The sequence below is a fragment of the Pseudomonas sp. gcc21 genome (assembly GCF_012844345.1).
Classification (GTDB): domain Bacteria; phylum Pseudomonadota; class Gammaproteobacteria; order Pseudomonadales; family Pseudomonadaceae; genus Halopseudomonas.
On sequence record NZ_CP051625.1, the window covers coordinates 3,517,931 to 3,538,770 of the forward strand.

The following is a 20,840-nucleotide window of genomic DNA, read 5'->3' on the forward strand; positions in this document are numbered from 1 at the left end:
TATGTCGCCCCGTCAGTGTTCTCCTCAACTCAGCCAGCAGGGCAGCGCTTTGCTGATCAGCATGGTGCTGCTGTTGTTGCTGAGCCTGGCTGCCATAGCAGGTGTCAAGACCTCCATCAGCCAGGAACGCATGGCAGCCAATCTGAAACTCAAGAATGAAAGTTTTCAGGCAGCTGAAGCAGGCATGCGTTACGTGGAAGGGCAGGTGCGAACCCTGGCCGTGGCACTGCCTGCCGAGGTCTGCGCTGGCGCGGCGTGCGAGATAGATGCCGCCGCGCTCGATATCGATCAGCTGTCTTCGCCGGGGGACGGCTGGATCGCAGTGCCTGAGGCCAGCGCGGGCAATGCTGCTTCGGTCTGGTATCGCGTGGTGCGGCTGGGCGACAGCGAAATACCGGTCAACCTGAGCGCCAGCGCGCCCAGTACCCTCTACCGCATATCGGTAGTCGGCTTCAAAGGCACCACCCGCACCGTGCTGGAGGGAACCTATGCACATACCCGGATTTAACATGGAACGAGCCAGGACAGGTGCCGGCCAGCTGGCCGGTTTTGCGTTGGGCATGGCCGTGGCCTGCTCGGCTGAAGCCTTCACTCCGCTCAGCGGCCCGGTGCTGTCGGCATCCAGCGTGTCGCCGAATGTAGTGATGTTGTTCGACAGTTCTTCGAGCATGGTCCTGAACCGCATCGACGGCGATACCCGGCTGAATATCGCCAGGGAAGCAGCCAAGGATGTGATCAATGACAACCGCGATGTGCGTTTTGGCCTGTTTACCTTTCGCTCGGGAACCAACGCCCCGGGCGGCCTGTTGCGGGTGCCGGTCGGGTCCATTGTGCAGGGCACAACAGCCGGTGAAACACGATTCGAGGCCTTGAATGATGCGCTGGACGAGGTTAATCCCGGCACCGGGGGTTCCGGGCTGACCTGGACGCCTCTGGCTGAGAGTTATTACGAAGTTACCCGGTACATGCGCGGCCTGCGAGCCTTCTACCCGCAGTCAGACGCCGAGCAGAATCGGGAGCAATTCGACAGCCCCATCGAATATCGCTGTCAGAAGAATTTTGGCCTGGTACTGACCGATGGGTTGCCGACCTATGATAGCCAGTTCCCAACGACACTGGCTCAAGAGCCGGCGGGTAACAATGCCCAGGTCTCCGGCGTATTCAACCTGCCGAACTGGGACGGCGACAGCAAGGGCGATGTAAACAGTCCGAGTCCCTCCAGCGAAGGCAGCACCTTTTACCTCGATGATATCGCGCGCTTCGCATTGGATACCGATATGCGCGACACTGGCGATGGCACTGACCAGGCCGGCAAAAGCTGGGACGATCCTGCTTTTCCGACGCAAAACATGAAGACCTTCACCGTCGGTTTCGCGCTGGATGATTCTCGTCTTCGTGATACGGCAACCGCCGGCGGCGGAAAATACTACACGGCGAGTGACCGGACAGAGCTGAAGGAAGCTTTACGCACGGCGTTGCGAGAGATCATGGCCTCATCCGGCTCAGGTGGCGGAGCGACCGTCGACAGTCAGGTGTTGCAGGCCGGCACCAGCCGCTATTATCAGAGCGAATTTGATCCCCAGGACTGGAGCGGTTCGCTTAGCGCCCAAACGTTGAACGCGGAAGGTGAGCCGGGCACTGTGCTCTGGTCTACTGATTCGACCTTCACCCCCGCCAACCGGCCTGGCGTATTTCAGACCTGGCGCCTTGCTCACGATGCCGCTGTTGCTGGCCCGGTGACCTTGAACGGAGCCACGAGAGCTATGCTGGCGCCCGTTCAGCAAGCCACGCTTGATAACGCCGCCGTTCAGGCCGGCCTCACCGGTGAAGCCGGGCAGACTCTGTTGAACTGGGTTCGTGGACAGAACGTTACAGGGCTGCGCAGCCGTACGTCTTTGCTGGGTGACGTGATCAATTCATCACCGGTGTTGGTGGCCCGACACCAGGCCACATCCGGTGCGCCCGCGGCGTATCGGAGCAGCAAGCAACAACTGACCGAATCGCTTGTAGTGGGTGCCAACGATGGATTCATCCGCGTATTCGATACCGCAGGTCAGCACCGCTATTCCTTTCTGCCCGCCGGCCTGCATGCCAGCCTGGGCGCACGGGCGCGCAGCGATTATTCCAATGGCAACAATCACCGCTCGGGTGTGGATGGCCGTCTGACTGTGGCCGACCTGCCATTGAATGGTATCTGGTCGACTGTGGCCGCGACGGGTTTTGGTGCTGGAGGCAAGGGGCTGGCGGCGATCCGGTTGTTCGATGCAAATACCGGCAACAACGCGATCGGCGCGCTATGGGAAATCAACGCCGCCGATCCTGATTGGGACGCTCTGGGTCATATCTACGCCCAGCCCGTACTGGCGCGGTTGAATGAGCGGAGCGTGCTGATTACTGGCAACGGTTACGGTAGCGCGAGCGGGACGGCATCCTTGTTGGTGGTTGATATGGCGACGGGCGTGTTGATACGAAAGCTGGACGTCAGCAACCGCGAGGGTGTTACCCAGGGAAACGGTCTGTCCGCGCCGGTGTTGCACGATGATGGAAGCGGCAATGTGTCTGTATTCGCTGGCGACCTGCACGGACAGCTCTGGAAATTCGACCTCAGCGATGCTGACAGCACCAACTGGACTACCGCCCACGACGGTGTGCCGCTATTCACTGCGGCGACAGATCAGCCAATCACCGTCCGACCCCAGGTGCACCGTAGCGCCGACGCCCGCGATCATCTGGTACTTTTTGGTACCGGAAAATTCATGGAGCAGGCTGATCTCACCGACACCGCACTGCAGAGTTTTTACGCCGTGCGGGACACCGTCAGTCCTCCAGCAGGCGGGCTCACGCCGGCGCATCTTCAGGCCCAGCAGATAGATTCGACCACCGTCTCGGATGGCGCAGGCGGCACATTCCGCCGGGTCTCGGCAAACTTTGTCGATTGGGCCAGCCAGTATGGTTGGCGTCTGCCCCTGATAAGCGGGGCGCAGGCAGTCGGTGAAAGAGTCACCCGCGATTTTGCGGTACGGGATGGTAAGGTCTATTTCAATACCGGATATATCAAGCCGGACACTGACCCCTGCATGACGCAAGGCGCTGGCTGGCTCATGGTGGTGTCGGTGGATAGCGGCGGTATGGCACCGGGCAAGTTTCTCGACACCAACAATGACAACAACGTGGACAACGATGACGAGCAGGTTGCCGGCAAGGATCTGGATATAGGGCTGCCCGGCGACCTCAATATTGTGCGCCGCGAAGATGACCCTGAAGTCAGTCAGACCGGTTGCGCACCGGACATCATTCTTGTCCAGGGTTCAAGCGGCGTGGCGGTCGTCACGGCAACTGCCACCTGCCGCTTTGACCGAATCAATTGGCGGCAACGGATGTGAGGATACACATGAACAACAGAACGCCCGGCTTTACCTTGATCGAGGTAATGATTGTTGTCGCCATCATTGGCATTCTGGCTGCTATTGCCTATCCATCGTACCTGGAGCACGTGCGCCAGACTCGGCGCGCAGAGGTAACAACTATCCTGATGGAGAACGCCCAGCTGCTGGAGCGACATTACACCCGCGCGGGTGCCTACAACTCGGGAACGGTGAGTCTTGGTACCCAGAGTCCTGCCAGCGGAAGCGCAGTGGCGACCATTGTTGCGGTGTTAGGCGCAGAAACCTACACGTTGACGGCTACGGCAGTTGGAGGAGGCATTCTGGACGGTGATGCCTGCGCGGTTTATACGCTGAACCAGGTAGGGCAGCGCACACCAGCCGATGCCAAGTGCTGGCGGCGCTGACGAAGGCGCTTCAGGCAGCCGGCTGGGTGTGCTTGGCAGAACCCGGCAGCAGCTGGTTGAGAATGATCGCAACTACTCCGCACAGGCTGATGCCCTGCAGATTGAGCTCCTCACTGCCGACGATCAGTCCCCCGATGCCAAATACCAGCGTGACCGAGACGATACACAGGTTGCGCGGCTCCGATAGGTCGACCTGATGGCGAATCAGGGTATTCATGCCAACCACGGCAATCGAACCGAACAGCAGGCACAGAATGCCGCCCATGACCGGTACCGGCATGCTTAGCAGGACTGCGCCGAACTTGCTGACGAAGGCTAGGCCAATCGCAAAAATTGCGGCCCAGATCATCACCATCGGGTTGAAATTGCGCGTCAGCATGACGGCCCCGGTTACTTCGGAGTAGGTGGTGTTGGGAGGGCCGCCGAGACAGGCCGCCGCGGACGTGGCAATCCCGTCGCCGAGCAATGTGCGCTGCAGGCCGGGTTTGCGCAGATAATCCTTGCCTGTCACCGAGCCGATTGCCAGCACATCGCCGATATGCTCGATCGCCGGTGCGATCGCGACCGGCAGCATGAACAGAATCGCTGCGAGGTGGAACTCGGGGGTTACGAACCGGGGAACAGAAAACCAGCTGGCCTCGCCGACTGCGCTGAAATCAACCACACCAAATAGCCATGACAAGCTGTAGCCCACCAGCACGCCCGCGAGGATCGGCACCAGCCGGAAGATTCCCTTGGCCAGAACAGCTACGGCGATAGTGGTCGCCAAAGACGCCATGGAGATAAGAATGGCGACCGGGTAATCAACCAGTACCGCGCTGCCATCGCCGGCCTTGCCCATCGCCATATTGACCGCCACCGAAGCCAGCCCAAGCCCAATCACCATGATTACCGGGCCCACAACAACCGGCGGTAGCAGCCGTTGAATAAATCCCGGACCACGTAGCCTGACTGCCAGACTCAGCAGGATATAGACAACGCCGGCTGCAAACAGCCCGCCGAGCGTCGCCGGCAGGCCCCAGGTCTGATTGCTGTAGAGAATGGGCGCGATGAAGGCGAAGCTGGACGCCAGAAACACCGGAATCTGTCGGTGTGTGGTGAACTGGAACATCAGGGTGCCGATACCAGCGGTAAACAAGGCTACGCTGGGGTCCATCCCGGTGATCAGTGGCATCAGCACCAGGGCGCCAAAAGCCACGAACAGCATCTGCGAACCAGCTAGCGCGGTGCGCCAGCCACTGGTTTCAACTCCCTGCATTTAATGAACGTCCTTTTGCTTGGTTCCGAAAATCTTGTCGCCCGCATCGCCCAGACCGGGAATGATGTAGCCATGCTCATTCAGGCGCTGGTCGATCGAGGCAGTATATATTTCCACGTCCGGGTGTACTTCATTTACCCGCTCGATCCCTTCCGGCGCTGCGACCAGTACCAACGCTCGAATTTCCTTGGCGCCGGCCTGCTTGAGCAGATCGATGGTCGCCACCATGGAGCCGCCAGTCGCTAGCATGGGATCGATGATGAGCGCCCGGCGCTGATTGAGTTCGCCTACCAGTTTTTCCAGATAGGTATCGGCTTCCAGCGTCTCTTCATTGCGTGCCAGGCCGATAACACTGACCCTGGCGCTGGGTATCAGCGAGAGGACGCCGTCAAGCATGCCGATGCCAGCGCGCAGAATCGGCACGACAGTGATCTTTTTGCCGGACAGTTTTTCGACTGTCACATCACCGCACCAGCCCTGGATGACGGCTTCTTCAAGCAGCATGTCCTTGGTCGCCTCGTAGGTCAGCAGCGCGGCGACTTCCTGGGCCAGTTCACGAAAATTCTTGGTGCTTATATCGGCGCGGCGCATCAGCCCGAGTTTGTGGCGAATCAGCGGGTGGCGGATCTCTTTGACTTTCATGGAAGGCTCTCATGCACGCGGGGGAAAGGATGTTTTATAGCTTAGAGTCTGTGTGCATGGGGTCGCAAGCAGAAGGGGAGCGTTGCTGGCGCATTCAATGCTTGCTACGGGCATATTAATGGCTTCGAAACGGGCGTCACTGATAGCCAGGCAACGTCGGCGCTGGTTGGTTGGCCTGATCGCCTCCCTGCAAAACCATGCGTCCGGATATCCATCGAAGGACTGCAATGTTCTTGCGTTTAGCCTGTAGGACCAGTATTTTTGCGCCCCTTTCGTAGGGACTGTTGACGTTTCGTCGCGAGCTGCTTTGCTGTGTCGGATGATGTCAAGCAACCTGGACGGCTACCCCGAAGGGCTGCAGCCGCTACGAAACATCAACAGACCTTACCCCGGAGAAGTGCAATGTCCGTCGATCTTGAACACATCAAGCAGGTTATGGCTGAGGCTGATTGTCTGTTTACCGAGGCTCAGGTTCAGGAAGCCATGGACAAGATGGCTGAACAGATAAACAGCCAGATGGCGGACAGAAATCCCATCGTATACAGCGTAATGAACGGGGGGCTTATCATTGCCGGTCAGCTGGCAACGCGGTTGAACTTTCCACTTGAGCTCAGCTACCTGCACGCCACGCGCTACCGCAACAAACTGAGCGGGGGCGAGCTGTTCTGGAAAGCCCGCGCCGAGCATTCGCTGGTTGATCGTACGGTATTGATTCTCGACGATATCCTGGACGAAGGACACACCCTCGCCGCGATCGTGGAATACTGTCGCGACGCTGGTGCCAGTGAAGTGCTGACCGCAGTCCTGCTGGACAAGAAGCATGATCGCAAGGCCTATCCGGGCATGCGTGCCGACTTTACAGGGATGGAAGTAGAAGACCGTTACATCTTCGGCTTCGGTCTGGATTACAAGGGTTACTGGCGCAATGCGCCAGGTATCTTCGCCCTCAAGGGTCACTGACAGCCGGCAGAGGCTGGCGACCGCATCACAGGGTCGCCGCTTCCGATTGCTGCTCTGCCAGGTCCTCGCGGATATGCCGCGCCGCTTGCGAGGGTCGGGCTACGTAGCGCCGCGATCCACGCACCGCACCCATTCCCGCACGCTTGAGCTTGAGTCTCAGCGGCGCCCGAACACCAATCAGATAAACCTTGATGCCGCGTTTTTCAAGGTCCTGCAACGCTTTCTGAAAGATCACCAGCGCGCTCATGTCCATACTCGGTACCGTCTGCATGTCGATAGCAAGATAACGGATTGCTTCGTCGTACCGGTTCAGCGCGTTCAGCGCCTTGTCTGCAGCGGCAAAGAACAACGGACCGTTTATCTGATATAGCGCTACGCTTTCCGGCAGGGCCGCCAGCGCTGCATCGCTGTGGATGGGTTTCTTGCTGCCCTGGCTCAGGTCCGCCATGCGCTTGATGAACAGCACCGATGCCAGCAGCAAACCGACGCCAACTGCCAGCACCATATCAAACAGTACGGTCAGCACCAGACAGATGATCAGCACCCAGACATCCTGGCGTGGCCCGATACGCAGCATATGCACTACATGGGGCGCCTCGCTCATGTTCCAGGCCACGATCAACAGCATCGCTGCCAGCGAAGCCATGGGTAGATAAGCGAACAGATCGGCCAGCAGGACCACTGCGAGCAGGATCACCAGCGCATGAAATACCGCTGCCATAGGCGTACGCGCCCCGGAGCGAACGCTGGTCGCGGTCCGGGCGATAGCCGCTGTCGCGGTGATGCCGCCGAAGAAAGGCACAATCAGATTACCCAGACCCTGACCCATCAACTCGGCGTTGGGGTTATGGCGGGTGTTGGCCATGCCGTCGGCAACCAGCGCACACAGCAGCGACTCGATGGCACCAAGCATGGCTACCGCCAGCGCTGCGGGCAGCAATTCCCGCAGCAGATTGAAATCAACTGCTAACGGTTGGCCATCCGCGCCGGGCAACGTCCACGGCAATACCCAGTGCGGGGCGATAGGCGGGATGCCAGCGTGGGTAACGCCGTCCATCACATAACTGAAGCGCGAGCCGAGCGTGTCCACTGGAAGACCGAAATGCATCAGCCCCAACGCGAGCAAGGCGCCGACCAGCAAGGCGACCAGATGACCAGGGATTTTCCGCGTCACGCGGGGCCAGAGCATCAATACCCCAAGGGTAACGATGCCCACCAGGGTGTCGCCGGGCTGAATGCTCGGAAGCGCCTGCACCAGCGCTTGCAGTTGATCAACGTAGCTCTCGTGCTGACCCACGTTTCGCAGGCCGAAGAAATCCTTGATCTGCAAGGTGGCGATGACCACACCAATGCCTGCGGTGAAGCCCATTACTACGGGATAGGGCACCACCTGAATCAGGCTGCCCATTCGTGCCAAACCCAGCGCAAGCAGGATAAGCCCGGACATGGCACTGACCAGCAGGAGTCCGCCGATGCCGTATTGTTGGGTGATCGGCAACAGGATCACCACAAAGGCGGCGGTCGGTCCTGAGATGTTGAAACGCGAACCGCCCGTCAACGCTATGATCAGCCCGCCGATGATGCCGGTATAGAGCCCGTGTTGCGGCGCAACGCCCACCGCGATAGCCAAGGCCATGCCCAAAGGAATAGCGATGATGCCGACAGTAATGCCGGCGAGCAGGTCGCCACGTAACGTCTGGAGGGTATATCCCTCTTTGATGCTTTCGCGCATCGCCGCGAAGAGGGGCAGGCGGCCTGAACCAGTGCGTGCCATAAAATGTCCTGTCGTGCCTGATCGGGGCGAGGCGCAGCCCCTGTTGAAAGATCCATCCTTTTTGCCGGGAAGCCCTAATAGCATACTCTTCCAGGCCTCTGTCTGGAGCCAAGCGCCACCGGTGCGCGGATTTATCGCAGATCCGCAACACCGCGCGGGCTCGATACTGGCTGATGAATCCCGTCGCGGCAGGGCGATGCTGGTGGGGGATGGTCGGTCTGGTTACAATTGCGCTCCCTGAACACTGTGCAACGAGGTTTCCGTGCGTAAAGACAAGCAGAAGGTAGTCGGTGAACCGATTACAGACGAACAGGTTGCGGTTTTTTTACAGGCGAGGCCGTTCAATGCCAATGAGTCGGTGGAATTGCATATCCTCACCAAAGCGTATCGTGGCTTGCGCGCCGAAGACTTTCAGCGCTTCCTGGAAATGTTCCGCGCTGAAGGGTATGACGTGAATGCCACAGACGCCCAGGGCCGCACGTTTCTCAGCACCCTGCGCGATCACGCCCAGGCTGAGGATTACATTGTCGCCCTCGAGGCCGCTGGCGCACGATAAATCGGCCCTCTGGGGTTGGGTTTGTCGTGCTGTCTGTCTGCCACTGGCAATGCTCATCAGCTATGCTGTGAACCCCGGCGTAGCAACCAAGCTGGCCGCTGCCCGGGATATCAACAATTGAACTTAAGGAGTGCCGTGTCATGTTGAAACCTGTGGGTATGCTGGCTGTATTCGCTCTGGCTCTGACGTTGGTGGGCTGCGCCCATAGTCCCCAGCAGCTCAGCGTGCAGCCCAAGGTTCAGGTCGCCCTGAACCCCGTCGCAGGCAATCAGCCGGTGGCGGTCGCTGTGCAGGACACACGGTCCTCAACCGTACTCGGCACACGGGGCGGTATCTATCCGAACTCGAGCAACCTGACCCTGAGCGACCGATCGATCCCGGCCATTCGCCAGGAAGTCGAACAGTCTCTGCGTCAGCTGGGGTTTGTTGTGGTTCAACCCGGTTCGGCCGGCGCCAATAGCCTCACGGTCAACCTCGCTGAGCTCAGCTACCGCTCACCCAGCGACGGGGCGTATGTCACCCAGGCGGACATCGGCGCAGTGTTCACTGCCGAGGCGCGCGGTCGCGACCAGATTTACAACGGGCGCTACAGCGCATCTGCCCAGCATCGTTTCGGTTACGCGCCCAATCAGGCGACCAATACCAAGCTGGTGTCTGAAGTGCTGAGTGATGCCTTGTCGCGGATGTTCCGGGATCAGGAAATTGTCCGCGTGCTCCAGCGCTAGGATATCTCTTGTAGTTTTGCGCTGAATAACAGCGAACTAAAAAGCCAGACCCTGAGGTCTGGCTTTTTTGTGCATGGTCTGCAACGGGCCGCTTATCCCTTTTCGGGGGGCGGCGTCATGGTCGGGGAGGGTGTGAGCATCTCGTCGTGCTCGGCCATGTTCCAGGGCAGTGAGCCGGGCGAGATATGCAGGAAGTGCAGATAGCGCTCGAAATGGTCAAGGGCGTCGCCGATGATTTCCTGCTGATCGTAGCCGTAGATATCGTAGGTCTGCCCGCCGCGACGGAGGAAGACCTCGGCGCGGTAATAGTGCGCTTCGGGCGTACTATCGGTGGCGGCTACTTCAGGAAAAGCATAGTCCGGGCGTGCATATTCGCGGATGCGGATCTCATAGATGAAGTCGGTCTGGCCCGGCTTGACTACTTCGATATAGGCACGTCCCAATTCCGCATCGTGGTTCGCCTCCGCGGGCCAGCCCTGATCGGCCAGATTGCTTGCCAGCCGTTGCAGGGCCGGGAACACCGTTTGCGCAATGAACTGTTCGACCTCCTTTTTCTCGGGAAAATTGACGATCCCCGCGACACGCTTCTTCCACAACGAGGCCGCATTCGCGTGGGAATGCCGGCCGGTTTGCATGTGATGAATCAGGCTCTGGTCACGGTGCCCCTCGATCACCAGCGCCCGCCACATTCCCACAGCGGATATCAGCATGATGATGGCAAAGGGGAGGGCGCTGGCGATGGTCATCGTCTGCAACGCGCTCAAGCCGCCCGCCAGCAACAAGGTAGCGGCCACAGCCCCTTCCAGAATGGCCCAGAACGCCCGTTGCCAGGCCGGAGTCGCGAGCACACCGCCTGAGGCCAGCGAGTCGATGACCAGGGAGCCCGAGTCCGATGAGGTAACGAAGAAGGTGATGATAAGCAGTACCGTCAGGAAGGACACGATCGAGGTGAGCGGGAGGCGCTCGAACAGCTTGAACAGCGCGATCGCGTTATCGTTCTGCACTTCGGTGATCAGCGCGGTATAACCCTCGTTCATGATCAGGTGCAGTGCGGTGTCGCCAAAGATGGAAAACCACATGAAGGTGAAAATACTCGGCACCAGCATGACACCCACCACAAATTGGCGAATGGTGCGTCCGCGGCTGATCTTGGCGATAAACAGGCCGACGAAGGGCGCCCAGGCGATGGTCCAGCCGAAGATGAACAGCGTCCAGTTGCCGATCCAGTCAGAGCGCGTATAGGCCTGAAGATTGAAGGTCCGCTCGATAATGTTATTCAGGTAGCTGCCGGTGTTCTGCAAGAAGGTTTCCAGAATGAACACAGAAGGGCCAACCAGAAACACGAAGATCATCAGGGCAACGGCCAGGACCATGTTCAGGATGGAGAGGTTCTTCACGCCCTTGTCGAGGCCCGCTACCACCGAGATCAGCGCCAGTGCCGTAATCACCGCAATGGTGATGATCTGGACCGTGATGGAGACCGGGATCTCTGGCCAGAGATAATTCATGCCCGCGTTAATCTGGGTGACCGAGAGGCCCAGCGTGGTGGCGATGCCGAACAGGGTACCGAGAATCGCGAATACGTCGACGGTGTGGCCAATGGGGCCGTGAATGCGCTCACCGATCAGGGGGTACAACGCCGAGCGCATGGAGAGCGGCAAGCCATGGCGGAAGGCGAAGTACGCCAGCACCAGGCCGACCAGGCCGTAGATCGCCCAGATGTGAAAGCCCCAGTGAAAGAACGCGATCTGCAATGCCTGCTTCGCCGCGTCCACGGTTTCCGCCGCCCCGGCAGGAGGTGAGGCGTAGTGCAGCACCGGCTCGGCCACACCGAAGAACAGCAGGGCGATCCCGTAACCGGCAGAAAACAGCATGGCGAACCAGGCCGGAAAGCTGTATTGCGGCTCGGCGTGGTCGGGGCCGAGCTTGATGTGGCCCCAGCTGCTGAAGGCGATCACCGTGATGAACACGAGGAAGCAGGCAACCGCCAGCATGTAGAACCAGCCAAAGGTGCCGTTGATGTAGGCGAGGACGTCAGCAAAGGCCTCTCCGGCCAGCTCTGGATTGCTGACCGTGCCGATCACCAGCAGCAGGGTAACGATTACAGCGGGTAGGAAAACGGGGAAAAGGATGGTCGACTTCCAGGCGGATTGTTCAGCCTTCATTGGAGTTTTTCCTTGTAGTCGGTTCGGAAGGGTGAGCGCGCGATACGTAATCCTCTCGTAATTTGTGACAGCCCAGCGGCACGAGACGTTCAGAAAGCCGTCTGCGTGCGGATGCAAATGAGTATAGCCAGTGATGCTGGCGTTTCTGGCGAAGGCTGATCAGGAGGCTTCGCAGGTTTCAATCTTGACCCGAACGGTGCCGGCCTTGGTCATACCGATTTCCTTCGCGGCCCGCAGCGACAGGTCTATCACCCGCTTCCCGGTATAGGGGCCACGGTCGGTGATCTCTACCATCACACTGCGCTGGTTCTGTCGATTGGTAACGCACACGAGGGTGCCGAACGGCAGGGTGGGGTGGGCAGCAGTCAGCCGCGTCTGATCATATATCGCGCCGCTGGCGGTACGTCGGCCATGCAGCTGGGAAGAGTAATAGGACGCTCGGCCTGTTTCGGTGTAACTGTCGAGCTCGCTGGCCGAGCTCTCCTCCAACGGCCCGTTGCTGGCGCAGGCAAACGCGGGAATCAGTACAAGCGCCGCCAGAAGTCGGCGCATGGCTGGCTTGCCGCAGCGGAACCGCCCGGCACTCCGGTAAAGGAGTGCCGACATCTCAGTCATCAAGCTTCTGTTTCAGCAATTGATTGACCTGTTGCGGATTGGCCTTGCCCTTCGAAGCCTTCATGGCCTGTCCGACAAAGAACCCGAACATCTTGCCGCGCTTGGCTTCGTCGCTGGCGCGGTATTGTTCAACCTGCTCGGCATTGGCAGCCAGGACTTCGTCGAGCATGGCTTCGATTGCGCCACTGTCGGTGACTTGCTTCAAGCCCTTGGCTTCGATGATCTGATCCGCATCGCCTTCACCCTTGGCCATCGCTTCAAAGACCATCTTGGCGATCTTGCCGGAGATGGTGTTGTCCTTGATGCGCAGGATCATTCCGCCGAGCTGGTTGGCGCTGACCGGTGTCTCATCGATCTCCAGTCCTTCCTTGTTGAGTAGACTGGACAGCTCGCCCATGACCCAGTTGGCAGCCAGTTTGGCATCGCCGCAGACGCGCTGGACCTCTTCAAAATAATCAGCCATCTCTCGGCTGGCCGACAGCACGCTGGCGTCATAAACCGACAGGCCAAATTCGCTCTGGAATCGCTCACGCTTCTGCTGCGGCAGTTCCGGCAGCTCTCCGCGCACCTCTTCGATGAATGCAGGCTCAATCACTACCGGCAGCAGGTCGGGATCCGGGAAGTAGCGGTAATCGTTGGCTTCTTCCTTGCTGCGCATGGAGCGCGTCTCGTCCTTGTTGGGGTCGTACAGGCGGGTTTCCTGGATGACCGTGCCGCCGTCCTCGATCAGTTCGATCTGGCGCTGTACTTCGGTATTGATGGCCTTCTCGATAAAGCGGAACGAGTTGACGTTCTTGATCTCGCAGCGAGTGCCAAACTCGGTCTGGCCCTTGGGGCGAACCGAGACGTTGCAATCGCAGCGCAGTGAGCCTTCGGCCATGTTGCCATCACAGATACCCAGATAGCGCACCAGCGAGTGGATTGTGCGGGCGTAGGCGACGGCTTCCTTGGCGCTGCGCATGTCCGGCTCGGAAACGATCTCCAGCAATGGCGTGCCGGCGCGGTTCAGGTCAATACCGCTCATGCCCTGGAAGTCTTCATGCAGACTTTTGCCGGCGTCTTCTTCGAGGTGTGCGCGGGTGACGCCGACGCGTTTGATGCTGCCATCGTCCAGGGTGATGTCGAGGAATCCCTTGCCGACGATGGGCAGATCCATCTGGCTGATCTGGTAGCCCTTGGGCAAATCCGGATAGAAATAATTCTTGCGCGCAAAGACGTTGGTCATGCCGATCTCCGCATTGATCGCAAGACCGAACTTGACGGCATTGCGAACCGCCTGCTGATTCAGGACCGGCAGTGTGCCGGGCATGCCCAGGTCCACCAGGCTGGCCTGGACGTTGGGCTCGGCGCCGAAGGTGGTGGCGCTACCCGAGAAAATCTTCGAGGCGGTTGTGAGCTGTGCGTGAATTTCCAGCCCGATAACGATTTCCCATTGCATCTTCAGTGTTCCTCAGAAATTCCGTGGCGCCGGTTGCCGCTCCCCGCGAGGAGCCGGGCAACCAGGCTTCGCCGTAGCTCAGTAGCCTTGCGGCGCGCGGGTGTGCCAGTCGGTAACCTGCTGGTACTGGTGCGCAATGTTCAGCAGGCGCGCTTCGCTGAAGTACGGACCGAGCAACTGCATGCCCAGCGGCAGGCCATTGGCGAAACCGGCGGGCAGGGCAACACCGGGTACACCCGCCAGGTTGGCGGTGATGGTGTAGATGTCAGTGAGATACAGGCTGACCGGGTCGTCGATCTTCTCGCCAATGCGGAACGCCGGCGTTGGTGACGTCGGGCACAGAATCACATCGACCTGCTCATAGGCAGCCATGAAGTCATTCTTGATCAGACGGCGGATCTTTTGCGCCTTGAGGTAATAGGCATCGTAATAGCCAGCAGACAGCGCGTAAGCGCCGACCATGATGCGCCGCTTCACTTCGTTGCCGAAGCCTTCGCTGCGCGAACGCTTGTACAGATCGGTGAGGTCAGCCGGATTCTCGCAGCGGTAACCGAAACGCACGCCATCGAAGCGCGACAGGTTCGAGGACGCCTCGGCCGGTGCGATGACGTAATAGGCCGGAATGGCCAGCTCTGCGTTCGGCAGGCTGATCTCGCGCACTTCAGCGCCCAGCGCTTCGAATTCCTTGACCGCCTGTTGAATGGCCGCCGCAGTAGCCGCATCCAGGCCACTGGAAAAGTATTCCTTCGGCAGGCCGATGCGCAGGCCCTTCAGCGAGTCGTTCAGACCAGCGCAATAGTTGGCGACCGGTTCGTCAACGCTGGTGGAGTCCTTCTCGTCGAAGCCGGCCATGACTTGCATCATCAGCGCGCAGTCTTCCGCGCTGCGCGCCATCGGGCCGCCCTGATCGAGGCTGGAGGCGTAGGCAATCATGCCCCAGCGTGAAACGCGGCCATAGGTCGGCTTGAGACCGGTCAATGCGGTAAAACCGGCGGGCTGACGAATCGAGCCACCGGTGTCAGTGCCGGTGGCTGCCGCGCATAGACGTGCTGCCACCGCGGAGGCCGAACCACCAGAGGAGCCGCCCGGCACGCGGTCGGTATCCCAGGGGTTGCGGGTCGGTCCGTAATAGCTGGATTCACTTGAGGAGCCCATGGCGAACTCATCCATGTTGGTCTTGCCGAGCATGACGGTGCCGGCGTCCAGGAAGCGTGAAGTCACAGTCGATTCATAGGGCGCGATGAAGTTGTCGAGCATCTTCGAACCGCAGCTGGTGCGCACGCCCTGGGTGCAGAACAGGTCCTTGTGTGCCAGCGGGATGCCAGTGAGCGGGCCGGCATTACCGGCGGCGATGCGGGCATCCGCTGCGCGCGCCTGTTCCAGCGCCAGTTCCGGGGTGACGGTGATGTAGCTATTAAGGGTGCTATCGAACCGTGCGATACGGTCGAGATAGTGCTGAGTCAGCTCGACGCTTGAGATCGACTTGCTCTGCAGGGCCTGCGATAACGCGGCCAGGGATTTCTCATGCATGAAAAGGGTTCTCCGGGGCGCGGCGGTTATTCGATCACCTGAGGGACCAGGTACAGGCCGTCTTCGGTGGCGGGGGCGATGGCCTGGTAGGCGTCGCGCTGGTTGGTCTCGGTGACAGCATCCGGGCGCAGACGCTGAGTGGTTTCCAGCGGGTGAGCCAGCGGGGCGACGCCGTCAGTATTCACCTCTTGCATGCGATCGATCAGGTCCATGACGCCGGCCAGTTTGGCGGTAAACGCAGTGGCGTCCGCGTCGTCAATGGCGATACGGGCAAGATGGGCGACGTTCTCCACCTCTTTACGTTCTAGTGCCATGTTCTGTTCTCCGTGAAACCAGGGCGCGGGCCGGCGCAACAGGGCTTATGCGCCGATCAATAAATGGCTTTAGCCGGGCCCGGACAAAGCGGCGAATTTACCATAGACGCGCCTTGCCCAAAAACCCCGCCGTTGTTAGAGTTGCGACACTTCAGGAAGTACCGACCAGTTGGCTTGTCAGTTCATCTTTGTCCTGTCACCAAGAGGCCCTTCAACTTCAGGCCGGCGGGCATTTGCCACGGGACCAGGCGACTTGTCACTGCTGCTTCTTTTACATTTAACCCACCCGCACCGGGGTATATTCAACGCATGTTCAAAAAAATACGCGGCATGTTTTCCAGTGATTTGTCCATCGACCTGGGCACCGCCAATACACTGATATATGTTCGTGACCGCGGCATTGTACTGGATGAACCATCCGTCGTGGCCATCCGCACCCATGGAAATCAGAAAAGTGTTGTCGCCGTCGGCACGGAAGCCAAACGCATGCTCGGCCGCACGCCCGGTAACATTCAGGCAATCCGCCCGATGAAGGATGGCGTTATCGCCGACTTCAGCGTCTGTGAAAAGATGCTGCAGTACTTCATCAACAAGGTGCACGAAAACAGCTTCATCCAGCCGAGCCCGCGCGTACTGATCTGCGTTCCGGTGAAATCCACTCAGGTCGAGCGTCGTGCTATTCGCGAATCAGCGCTGGGTGCGGGCGCACGTGAAGTGTTCCTGATCGAAGAGCCAATGGCTGCCGCGATCGGCGCTGGCTTGCCGGTCGAGGAAGCACACGGCTCCATGGTCGTCGACATCGGCGGCGGTACGACCGAAATTGCGCTGATCTCCTTGAATGGGGTGGTCTATGCCGAATCGGTCCGCGTCGGTGGTGATCGCTTCGACGAAGCCATCGTGACCTATGTGCGTCGCAACTACGGTAGCCTGATCGGTGAAGCCACGGCCGAGCGCATCAAGCAGGAAATCGGTGTTGCCTTCCCCGGTGGTGAGATTCTGGAAGTCGACGTGCGCGGCCGCAATCTGGCCGAAGGCGTGCCACGCGCCTTTACCCTGAATTCCAACGAAGTGCTCGAGGCACTGCAGGAATCCCTGGCGACCATCGTTCAGGCCGTCAAGAGCGCCCTTGAGCAATCCCCCCCGGAACTGGCGTCTGACATCGCCGAGCGCGGTCTGATCATCACCGGTGGTGGTGCACTGCTGCGTGATCTGGACAAGTTGCTGACCCAGGAAACCGGTCTGCCGGTGATCATTGCCGAAGAGCCTCTGACCTGCGTCGCGCGTGGCGGCGGCAAGGCGCTGGAGATGATGGACCGTCACAATATGGACTTGCTCTCCACCGAGTAAACTGACGCACTGTTTACCAGGTCTTGGTCCCTGTCACGCCGGTGTTGCATGATAGGGATCCGGAACGACTGACCATCGCACCTGCGGCGGCCGTTCTACAGACCCTGGCTCAGCGTCGCGGCAGCAGGAGCCGCACAGGTTTATGAGGAGTGCACCATCAAACCGCTGTTCATCAAAGGCCCTTCGCTGGGTGTTCGTCTACTGGCGCTGACGGTGTTGTCGGTGGCGCTGATGGTGACTGACGCCAGACTGAATGTGCTGCAGCCGGTGCGCGCCCAGCTCGGCATGATCCTGATGCCTATCTATTACGTTGCCGAGTTGCCGGTTCGCGCCTGGGAAAACGTGCATACCCAACTCACCAGCCGCGCCGATCTGATTGCCGAGAATGAGCGCCTGCGGGCCGAATCCTTGCTGACCCAACGTAAACTGCAGAAACTCGCCGCCCTGACCGAGCAGAACGTCAGGCTGCGTGAGCTGTTGAATTCGTCATCGCTGGTCGATGAGCGCGTGCTGGTCGCTGAACTGGTCGGCGTCGATCCCAACCCCTTTACCCAACGCATCATGATCGACAAGGGCGAGCGCGACGGCGTGTTTCTCGGCCAACCGGTGCTCGATGCTACCGGCCTGATGGGACAGGTAGTCGAAGTGATGCCCTTCAACTCGCGCGTACTGCTGCTGACGGATGTCTCCCACAGCCTGCCCGTGCAGGTCAATCGCAACGGTTTGCGGGCAATGGCGACCGGGACCGGAAACAACGACTGGCTCGAACTGCGCCATGTCAGCGACACGGCGGATATCCGCATTGGCGACATCATGGTCAGTTCCGGATTGGGCCAGCGTTTTCCTGCAGGGTATCCGGTTGGCCGGGTCATCTCCGTCGAACAGGACCCTGCCGAGCCCTTTTCTATCGTCAAGGTTGCCCCGACCGCTCAGCTCAACCGTAGCCGTTACCTGCTTCTGGTGTTCAGTCCGGAAAGTGCCTATGGCGACGTATTCCCTGCGCTGAGTCTGGGCCAGACGGAATCCACGGATCAGGCGGCTGCCGCACAGGAGCCTCCGGTCGCCCCGGTAGAATCAGGCGAGGGCGGCGAGCCGGCGGCCAATGATGAGGGCAGCGACGATGCGCCATAGTCTGGTGATTGGCTTTACCGTGCTGCTGGCGCTGCTGCTTGGCGTCATGCCCATGCCGGAACCGTTCGATTTTGGCCGCCCGATGTGGCTGGCCATGACGGTGGCGTTCTGGGTGATGCTTCTGCCGCACAGGGTCGGGCTGGTGATGGCCTGGTTTGCCGGCATAGCTTCCGACGTCTTGTATGGCGAACTCTTCGGTCAGCATGCGCTGGTCATGACGCTGGTCGCGACCATGGTGTTGCTGCTTTATCAGCGGATCCGGCGCTTTCCATTGTGGCAACAAAGCCTGGTGATGTTGCCCGTGTTTGGCGTCGCCCAGTTGCTGCTGTTGTGGCTGAACAGTCTGGCCGGAAGTCGGCCGCCGATTCTCCTGCTGTTGCTCCCGGCGCTGGTCAGCGCTTTGCTGTGGCCGTGGGCCTGTGCATTCCTGAATGTCTTCCGGCGTCGTTTCCATGTCGTCTGATAAGGCTTCTGTAATGACGTCCGACCACGGCGGCTCACTGTATCTGGCTTCGGCCTCGCCACGCCGCCGTGAATTGCTGTTGCAGATCGGCGTGCCAACCCGGGTGATGCCGTCAGAGATTGACGAAAGGGTTCTGCCTGGCGAGTTGCCCAGGGCGTATGTCGAGCGCGTTACCTGTGACAAGGTGCGTGCGGGTGTTGTGAAGGCTCCCGGCGGGGCGGTCGTGCTGGCGGCAGATACTGCGGTAGTGCTGGGCGATAACATACTGGGCAAGCCAGCCGACCGCGCGCATGGCCTGGCGATGCTGGACGCGCTGTCAGGGCAGGCCCACAGTGTGATCACCAGCGTAGCGGTCTGCCGGGGCGAGGATCTACGTTTGGTAAGTGTCGAGACCCGGGTATGGTTTCGCCAGCTGTCCGAAGCCGAAAAGAGCGCATACTGGGATACAGGCGAGCCGGCCGACAAGGCTGGCGGTTATGCTATCCAGGGGATGGGCGCGATATTTATCGAACGCATTGAGGGCAGCTACAGCGCGGTGGTAGGGCTGCCATTGATGGAAACAGCTGCACTGTTGAGTGAATTCGGGGTTTCCTGTTGGCAAGCGCCCTGAGAGACGGGCACCGATGACCGTATCCTGACGGTCCACAATACTGGGAGAGCCCATGAGCGAAGAAATTCTTATCAATATAACCCCGATGGAAACACGGGTCGCTCTGGTGGAAAACGGCGTACTGCAGGAAGTGCACATCGAGCGCACCCTGCGTCGTGGCATCGTTGGCAATATCTACAAGGGCAAGATTGTCCGTGTGTTGCCGGGCATGCAGGCTGCCTTCGTTGATATCGGCCTGGAGCGGGCTGCGTTTATCCACGCCTCGGAAATCTCCGAGCGCGAAGGCTCGGCGGTCGAGCCGATCAATGCGCTGGTGCATGAAGGCCAGGCACTGGTGGTGCAGGTCACCAAGGATCCCATCGGCACCAAGGGCGCACGTCTGACCACGCACCTTTCCGTGCCCTCGCGCTACCTGGTGTATATGCCGCGCACGCCGCATGTCGGCATATCGCTGAAGATTGAAGAAGAAGCCGAGCGCGAGCGCCTCAAGCAGATTGTCGCCCAGTGCGTCGCTGACGAGGCCATAGACGAGCCGGGCGGGTTTATCCTGCGTACCGCCGCCGAAGCCGCACGTGAGGAAGACATTCTCGCGGACATCCGCTATGTCCGACGCCTCTGGCAGCAGATCTCCCAGCAGATGGGCGCCTGTAGCGCGCCGTCGGTCATCTACGAGGACTTGCCGCTGGCCCTGCGCACGTTGCGCGACCTGGCGAACGTGCGTATTGAAAAGATCCGCATCGACTCGCGGGAAACCTTCCAGAAGGTCGAGCAATTCGTGCAGGAGCTGATGCCCGGCATCGAAGACAAGCTCGAGCATTACCCGGGCGAGCGTCCGGTGTTCGAGCTGTATGGCGTGGAGGATGAAATTCAGAAGGCCATGGAGCGCAAGGTGATGCTCAAGTCGGGTGGCCATCTGGTGATTGATCAGACCGAGGCGATGACCACCATCGATGTGAACACCGGCGCCTTTGTCGGGCATCGCAATCTTGAAGAAACCATCTTCAAGACCAACCTCGAGGCGGCGACCTCCATTGCTCGCCAGCTGCGCCTGCGCAACCTGGGCGGTATCGTCATTATCGATTTCATCGACATGGAAGCCGAAGAACATCAGCGCCAGGTGCTGCGCACGCTGGAAAAACAGCTCGAACGCGACCACGCCAAAACCAACATTATCGGCATCACCGAACTGGGTCTGGTGCAGATGACCCGCAAGCGTACCCGCGAAAGCCTCGAGCAGATCCTCTGCGAACCCTGTCCCTGTTGTTCAGGCCGGGGTATCCAGAAGACCGCCGAAAGCGTCTGCTACGAGATTTTCCGCGAGATACTACGCGAAGCCCGGGCCTATCAGGCCGGTGCCTACATGGTGCTCGCCTCACAGGCGGTCATTGACCGGTTGCTGGACGAAGAGTCAGGCAACGTCGCCGACCTGGAGATGTTCATCGAGCGGCCCATCAAGTTTCAGGTCGAGCCGGTGTACACCCAGGAACAGTACGACGTGGTGCTGATGTGATGAGCGTCTGAG

The 20,840-nt window shown here is 59.8% G+C and carries 19 protein-coding genes; 11 read left to right on the plus strand and 8 right to left on the minus strand.

The features are described 5' to 3' along the window. Position 1 precedes the first annotated feature (1 nt). From HG264_RS16315 to HG264_RS16325, 3 genes are read left to right on the plus strand one after another with little or no spacing between them, the layout of a single operon-like run. Positions 2 to 508, plus strand: a complete 507-nt coding sequence (locus HG264_RS16315; RefSeq protein ID WP_169408587.1) for a PilX N-terminal domain-containing pilus assembly protein — start codon at positions 2 to 4, stop codon at positions 506 to 508. A gap of 1 nt (position 509) precedes the next feature. After that, positions 510 to 3,383 carry a PilC/PilY family type IV pilus protein gene (locus HG264_RS16320; protein ID WP_169408588.1) on the plus strand — a complete coding sequence of 958 codons (2,874 nt, stop codon included), beginning with the start codon at positions 510 to 512 and terminating at the stop codon, positions 3,381 to 3,383. An 8-nt stretch (positions 3,384 to 3,391) separates the two neighbouring features. After that, positions 3,392 to 3,790 (plus strand): type IV pilin protein, encoded by a 399-nt coding sequence (locus HG264_RS16325; RefSeq protein WP_169408589.1) that lies wholly within the window; start codon positions 3,392 to 3,394, stop codon positions 3,788 to 3,790. 10 nt (positions 3,791 to 3,800) lie between these two features. Here HG264_RS16325 and HG264_RS16330 read toward each other — a convergent pair whose 3' ends face one another. Continuing rightward, positions 3,801 to 5,048, minus strand: coding sequence for a uracil-xanthine permease family protein (locus HG264_RS16330; RefSeq protein WP_169408590.1), 1,248 nt, complete (start codon positions 5,046 to 5,048; stop codon positions 3,801 to 3,803). Then, on the minus strand, positions 5,049 to 5,690 hold the full coding sequence (gene upp / locus HG264_RS16335; RefSeq protein WP_169408591.1) for a uracil phosphoribosyltransferase: 642 nt from the start codon (positions 5,688 to 5,690) through the stop codon (positions 5,049 to 5,051). A 402-nt stretch (positions 5,691 to 6,092) separates the two neighbouring features. Here upp and HG264_RS16340 point away from each other — a divergent pair, with 402 nt between their 5' ends. Next, complete coding sequence (locus tag HG264_RS16340) at positions 6,093 to 6,650, plus strand: hypoxanthine-guanine phosphoribosyltransferase (RefSeq protein WP_169408592.1); 558 nt, start codon at positions 6,093 to 6,095, stop codon at positions 6,648 to 6,650. Positions 6,651 to 6,675: 25 nt separating this feature from the next. Here HG264_RS16340 and dauA read toward each other — a convergent pair whose 3' ends face one another. Continuing rightward, complete coding sequence (gene dauA / locus HG264_RS16345; protein ID WP_169408593.1) at positions 6,676 to 8,424, minus strand: C4-dicarboxylic acid transporter DauA; 1,749 nt, start codon at positions 8,422 to 8,424, stop codon at positions 6,676 to 6,678. A 262-nt stretch (positions 8,425 to 8,686) separates the two neighbouring features. Here dauA and HG264_RS16350 point away from each other — a divergent pair, with 262 nt between their 5' ends. Both HG264_RS16350 and HG264_RS16355 read left to right on the plus strand, forming a co-directional pair. Then, positions 8,687 to 8,980 (plus strand): PA4642 family protein, encoded by a 294-nt coding sequence (locus tag HG264_RS16350; protein WP_169408594.1) that lies wholly within the window; start codon positions 8,687 to 8,689, stop codon positions 8,978 to 8,980. A 140-nt stretch (positions 8,981 to 9,120) separates the two neighbouring features. Then, on the plus strand, positions 9,121 to 9,705 hold the full coding sequence (locus HG264_RS16355) for a YajG family lipoprotein (protein ID WP_169408595.1): 585 nt from the start codon (positions 9,121 to 9,123) through the stop codon (positions 9,703 to 9,705). Positions 9,706 to 9,797: 92 nt separating this feature from the next. Here the strand turns inward: HG264_RS16355 and HG264_RS16360 are convergent, their stop codons facing one another. The 5 genes from HG264_RS16360 to gatC all read right to left on the minus strand — a co-directional run bounded on the left by HG264_RS16360 (position 9,798) and on the right by gatC (position 15,767). Further along, a complete protein-coding gene (locus tag HG264_RS16360) occupies positions 9,798 to 11,870 on the minus strand; it encodes a BCCT family transporter (protein WP_169408596.1) in 2,073 nt (690 codons plus the stop codon). Between the two features lie 159 nt (positions 11,871 to 12,029). Beyond that, positions 12,030 to 12,422 (minus strand): septal ring lytic transglycosylase RlpA family protein, encoded by a 393-nt coding sequence (locus HG264_RS16365; RefSeq protein ID WP_169409177.1) that lies wholly within the window; start codon positions 12,420 to 12,422, stop codon positions 12,030 to 12,032. Positions 12,423 to 12,477: 55 nt separating this feature from the next. Beyond that, entirely contained in the window at positions 12,478 to 13,923 is a 1,446-nt protein-coding gene (gatB, locus tag HG264_RS16370; protein WP_169408597.1) for an Asp-tRNA(Asn)/Glu-tRNA(Gln) amidotransferase subunit GatB, read from the minus strand. A 78-nt stretch (positions 13,924 to 14,001) separates the two neighbouring features. Continuing rightward, positions 14,002 to 15,453: an Asp-tRNA(Asn)/Glu-tRNA(Gln) amidotransferase subunit GatA gene (gene gatA, locus HG264_RS16375; RefSeq protein WP_169408598.1), complete on the minus strand. Its 1,452-nt coding sequence runs from the start codon at positions 15,451 to 15,453 to the stop codon at positions 14,002 to 14,004. Positions 15,454 to 15,479: 26 nt separating this feature from the next. Then, the gene (gene gatC / locus HG264_RS16380; RefSeq protein WP_150301346.1) at positions 15,480 to 15,767 is read right to left on the minus strand and encodes an Asp-tRNA(Asn)/Glu-tRNA(Gln) amidotransferase subunit GatC; all 288 of its coding nucleotides are present in this window, start codon (positions 15,765 to 15,767) and stop codon (positions 15,480 to 15,482) included. Between the two features lie 309 nt (positions 15,768 to 16,076). Here gatC and HG264_RS16385 point away from each other — a divergent pair, with 309 nt between their 5' ends. From HG264_RS16385 to rng, 5 genes are all read left to right on the plus strand, one after another. Next, on the plus strand, positions 16,077 to 17,114 hold the full coding sequence (locus HG264_RS16385; protein ID WP_150301345.1) for a rod shape-determining protein: 1,038 nt from the start codon (positions 16,077 to 16,079) through the stop codon (positions 17,112 to 17,114). Positions 17,115 to 17,285: 171 nt separating this feature from the next. Continuing rightward, positions 17,286 to 18,245 (plus strand): rod shape-determining protein MreC, encoded by a 960-nt coding sequence (gene mreC, locus HG264_RS16390; protein ID WP_169409178.1) that lies wholly within the window; start codon positions 17,286 to 17,288, stop codon positions 18,243 to 18,245. Next, a complete protein-coding gene (gene mreD / locus HG264_RS16395; RefSeq protein ID WP_372240180.1) occupies positions 18,235 to 18,708 on the plus strand; it encodes a rod shape-determining protein MreD in 474 nt (157 codons plus the stop codon). The genes mreC and mreD overlap by 11 nt, the downstream gene beginning before the upstream one ends. Positions 18,709 to 18,721: 13 nt before the next feature. Continuing rightward, a complete protein-coding gene (locus tag HG264_RS16400; protein WP_169408600.1) occupies positions 18,722 to 19,318 on the plus strand; it encodes a nucleoside triphosphate pyrophosphatase in 597 nt (198 codons plus the stop codon). A 52-nt stretch (positions 19,319 to 19,370) separates the two neighbouring features. Continuing rightward, the gene (gene rng / locus HG264_RS16405; protein ID WP_169408601.1) at positions 19,371 to 20,828 is read left to right on the plus strand and encodes a ribonuclease G; all 1,458 of its coding nucleotides are present in this window, start codon (positions 19,371 to 19,373) and stop codon (positions 20,826 to 20,828) included. Positions 20,829 to 20,840 lie beyond the last annotated feature (12 nt).

Coding starts and splice junctions, on each gene's coding strand:
- HG264_RS16315 (WP_169408587.1), top strand. CDS start 2: ATGTCGCCCCGTCAGTGTTCTCCTCAACTCAGCCAGCAGGGCAGCGCT.
- HG264_RS16320 (WP_169408588.1), top strand. CDS start 510: ATGGAACGAGCCAGGACAGGTGCCGGCCAGCTGGCCGGTTTTGCGTTG.
- HG264_RS16325 (WP_169408589.1), top strand. CDS start 3,392: ATGAACAACAGAACGCCCGGCTTTACCTTGATCGAGGTAATGATTGTT.
- HG264_RS16330 (WP_169408590.1), bottom strand. CDS start 5,048: ATGCAGGGAGTTGAAACCAGTGGCTGGCGCACCGCGCTAGCTGGTTCG.
- upp (WP_169408591.1), bottom strand. CDS start 5,690: ATGAAAGTCAAAGAGATCCGCCACCCGCTGATTCGCCACAAACTCGGG.
- HG264_RS16340 (WP_169408592.1), top strand. CDS start 6,093: ATGTCCGTCGATCTTGAACACATCAAGCAGGTTATGGCTGAGGCTGAT.
- dauA (WP_169408593.1), bottom strand. CDS start 8,424: ATGGCACGCACTGGTTCAGGCCGCCTGCCCCTCTTCGCGGCGATGCGC.
- HG264_RS16355 (WP_169408595.1), top strand. CDS start 9,121: ATGTTGAAACCTGTGGGTATGCTGGCTGTATTCGCTCTGGCTCTGACG.
- HG264_RS16360 (WP_169408596.1), bottom strand. CDS start 11,870: ATGAAGGCTGAACAATCCGCCTGGAAGTCGACCATCCTTTTCCCCGTT.
- HG264_RS16365 (WP_169409177.1), bottom strand. CDS start 12,422: ATGCGCCGACTTCTGGCGGCGCTTGTACTGATTCCCGCGTTTGCCTGC.
- gatB (WP_169408597.1), bottom strand. CDS start 13,923: ATGCAATGGGAAATCGTTATCGGGCTGGAAATTCACGCACAGCTCACA.
- gatA (WP_169408598.1), bottom strand. CDS start 15,453: ATGCATGAGAAATCCCTGGCCGCGTTATCGCAGGCCCTGCAGAGCAAG.
- gatC (WP_150301346.1), bottom strand. CDS start 15,767: ATGGCACTAGAACGTAAAGAGGTGGAGAACGTCGCCCATCTTGCCCGT.
- HG264_RS16385 (WP_150301345.1), top strand. CDS start 16,077: ATGTTCAAAAAAATACGCGGCATGTTTTCCAGTGATTTGTCCATCGAC.
- mreD (WP_372240180.1), top strand. CDS start 18,235: ATGCGCCATAGTCTGGTGATTGGCTTTACCGTGCTGCTGGCGCTGCTG.
- HG264_RS16400 (WP_169408600.1), top strand. CDS start 18,722: ATGACGTCCGACCACGGCGGCTCACTGTATCTGGCTTCGGCCTCGCCA.
- rng (WP_169408601.1), top strand. CDS start 19,371: ATGAGCGAAGAAATTCTTATCAATATAACCCCGATGGAAACACGGGTC.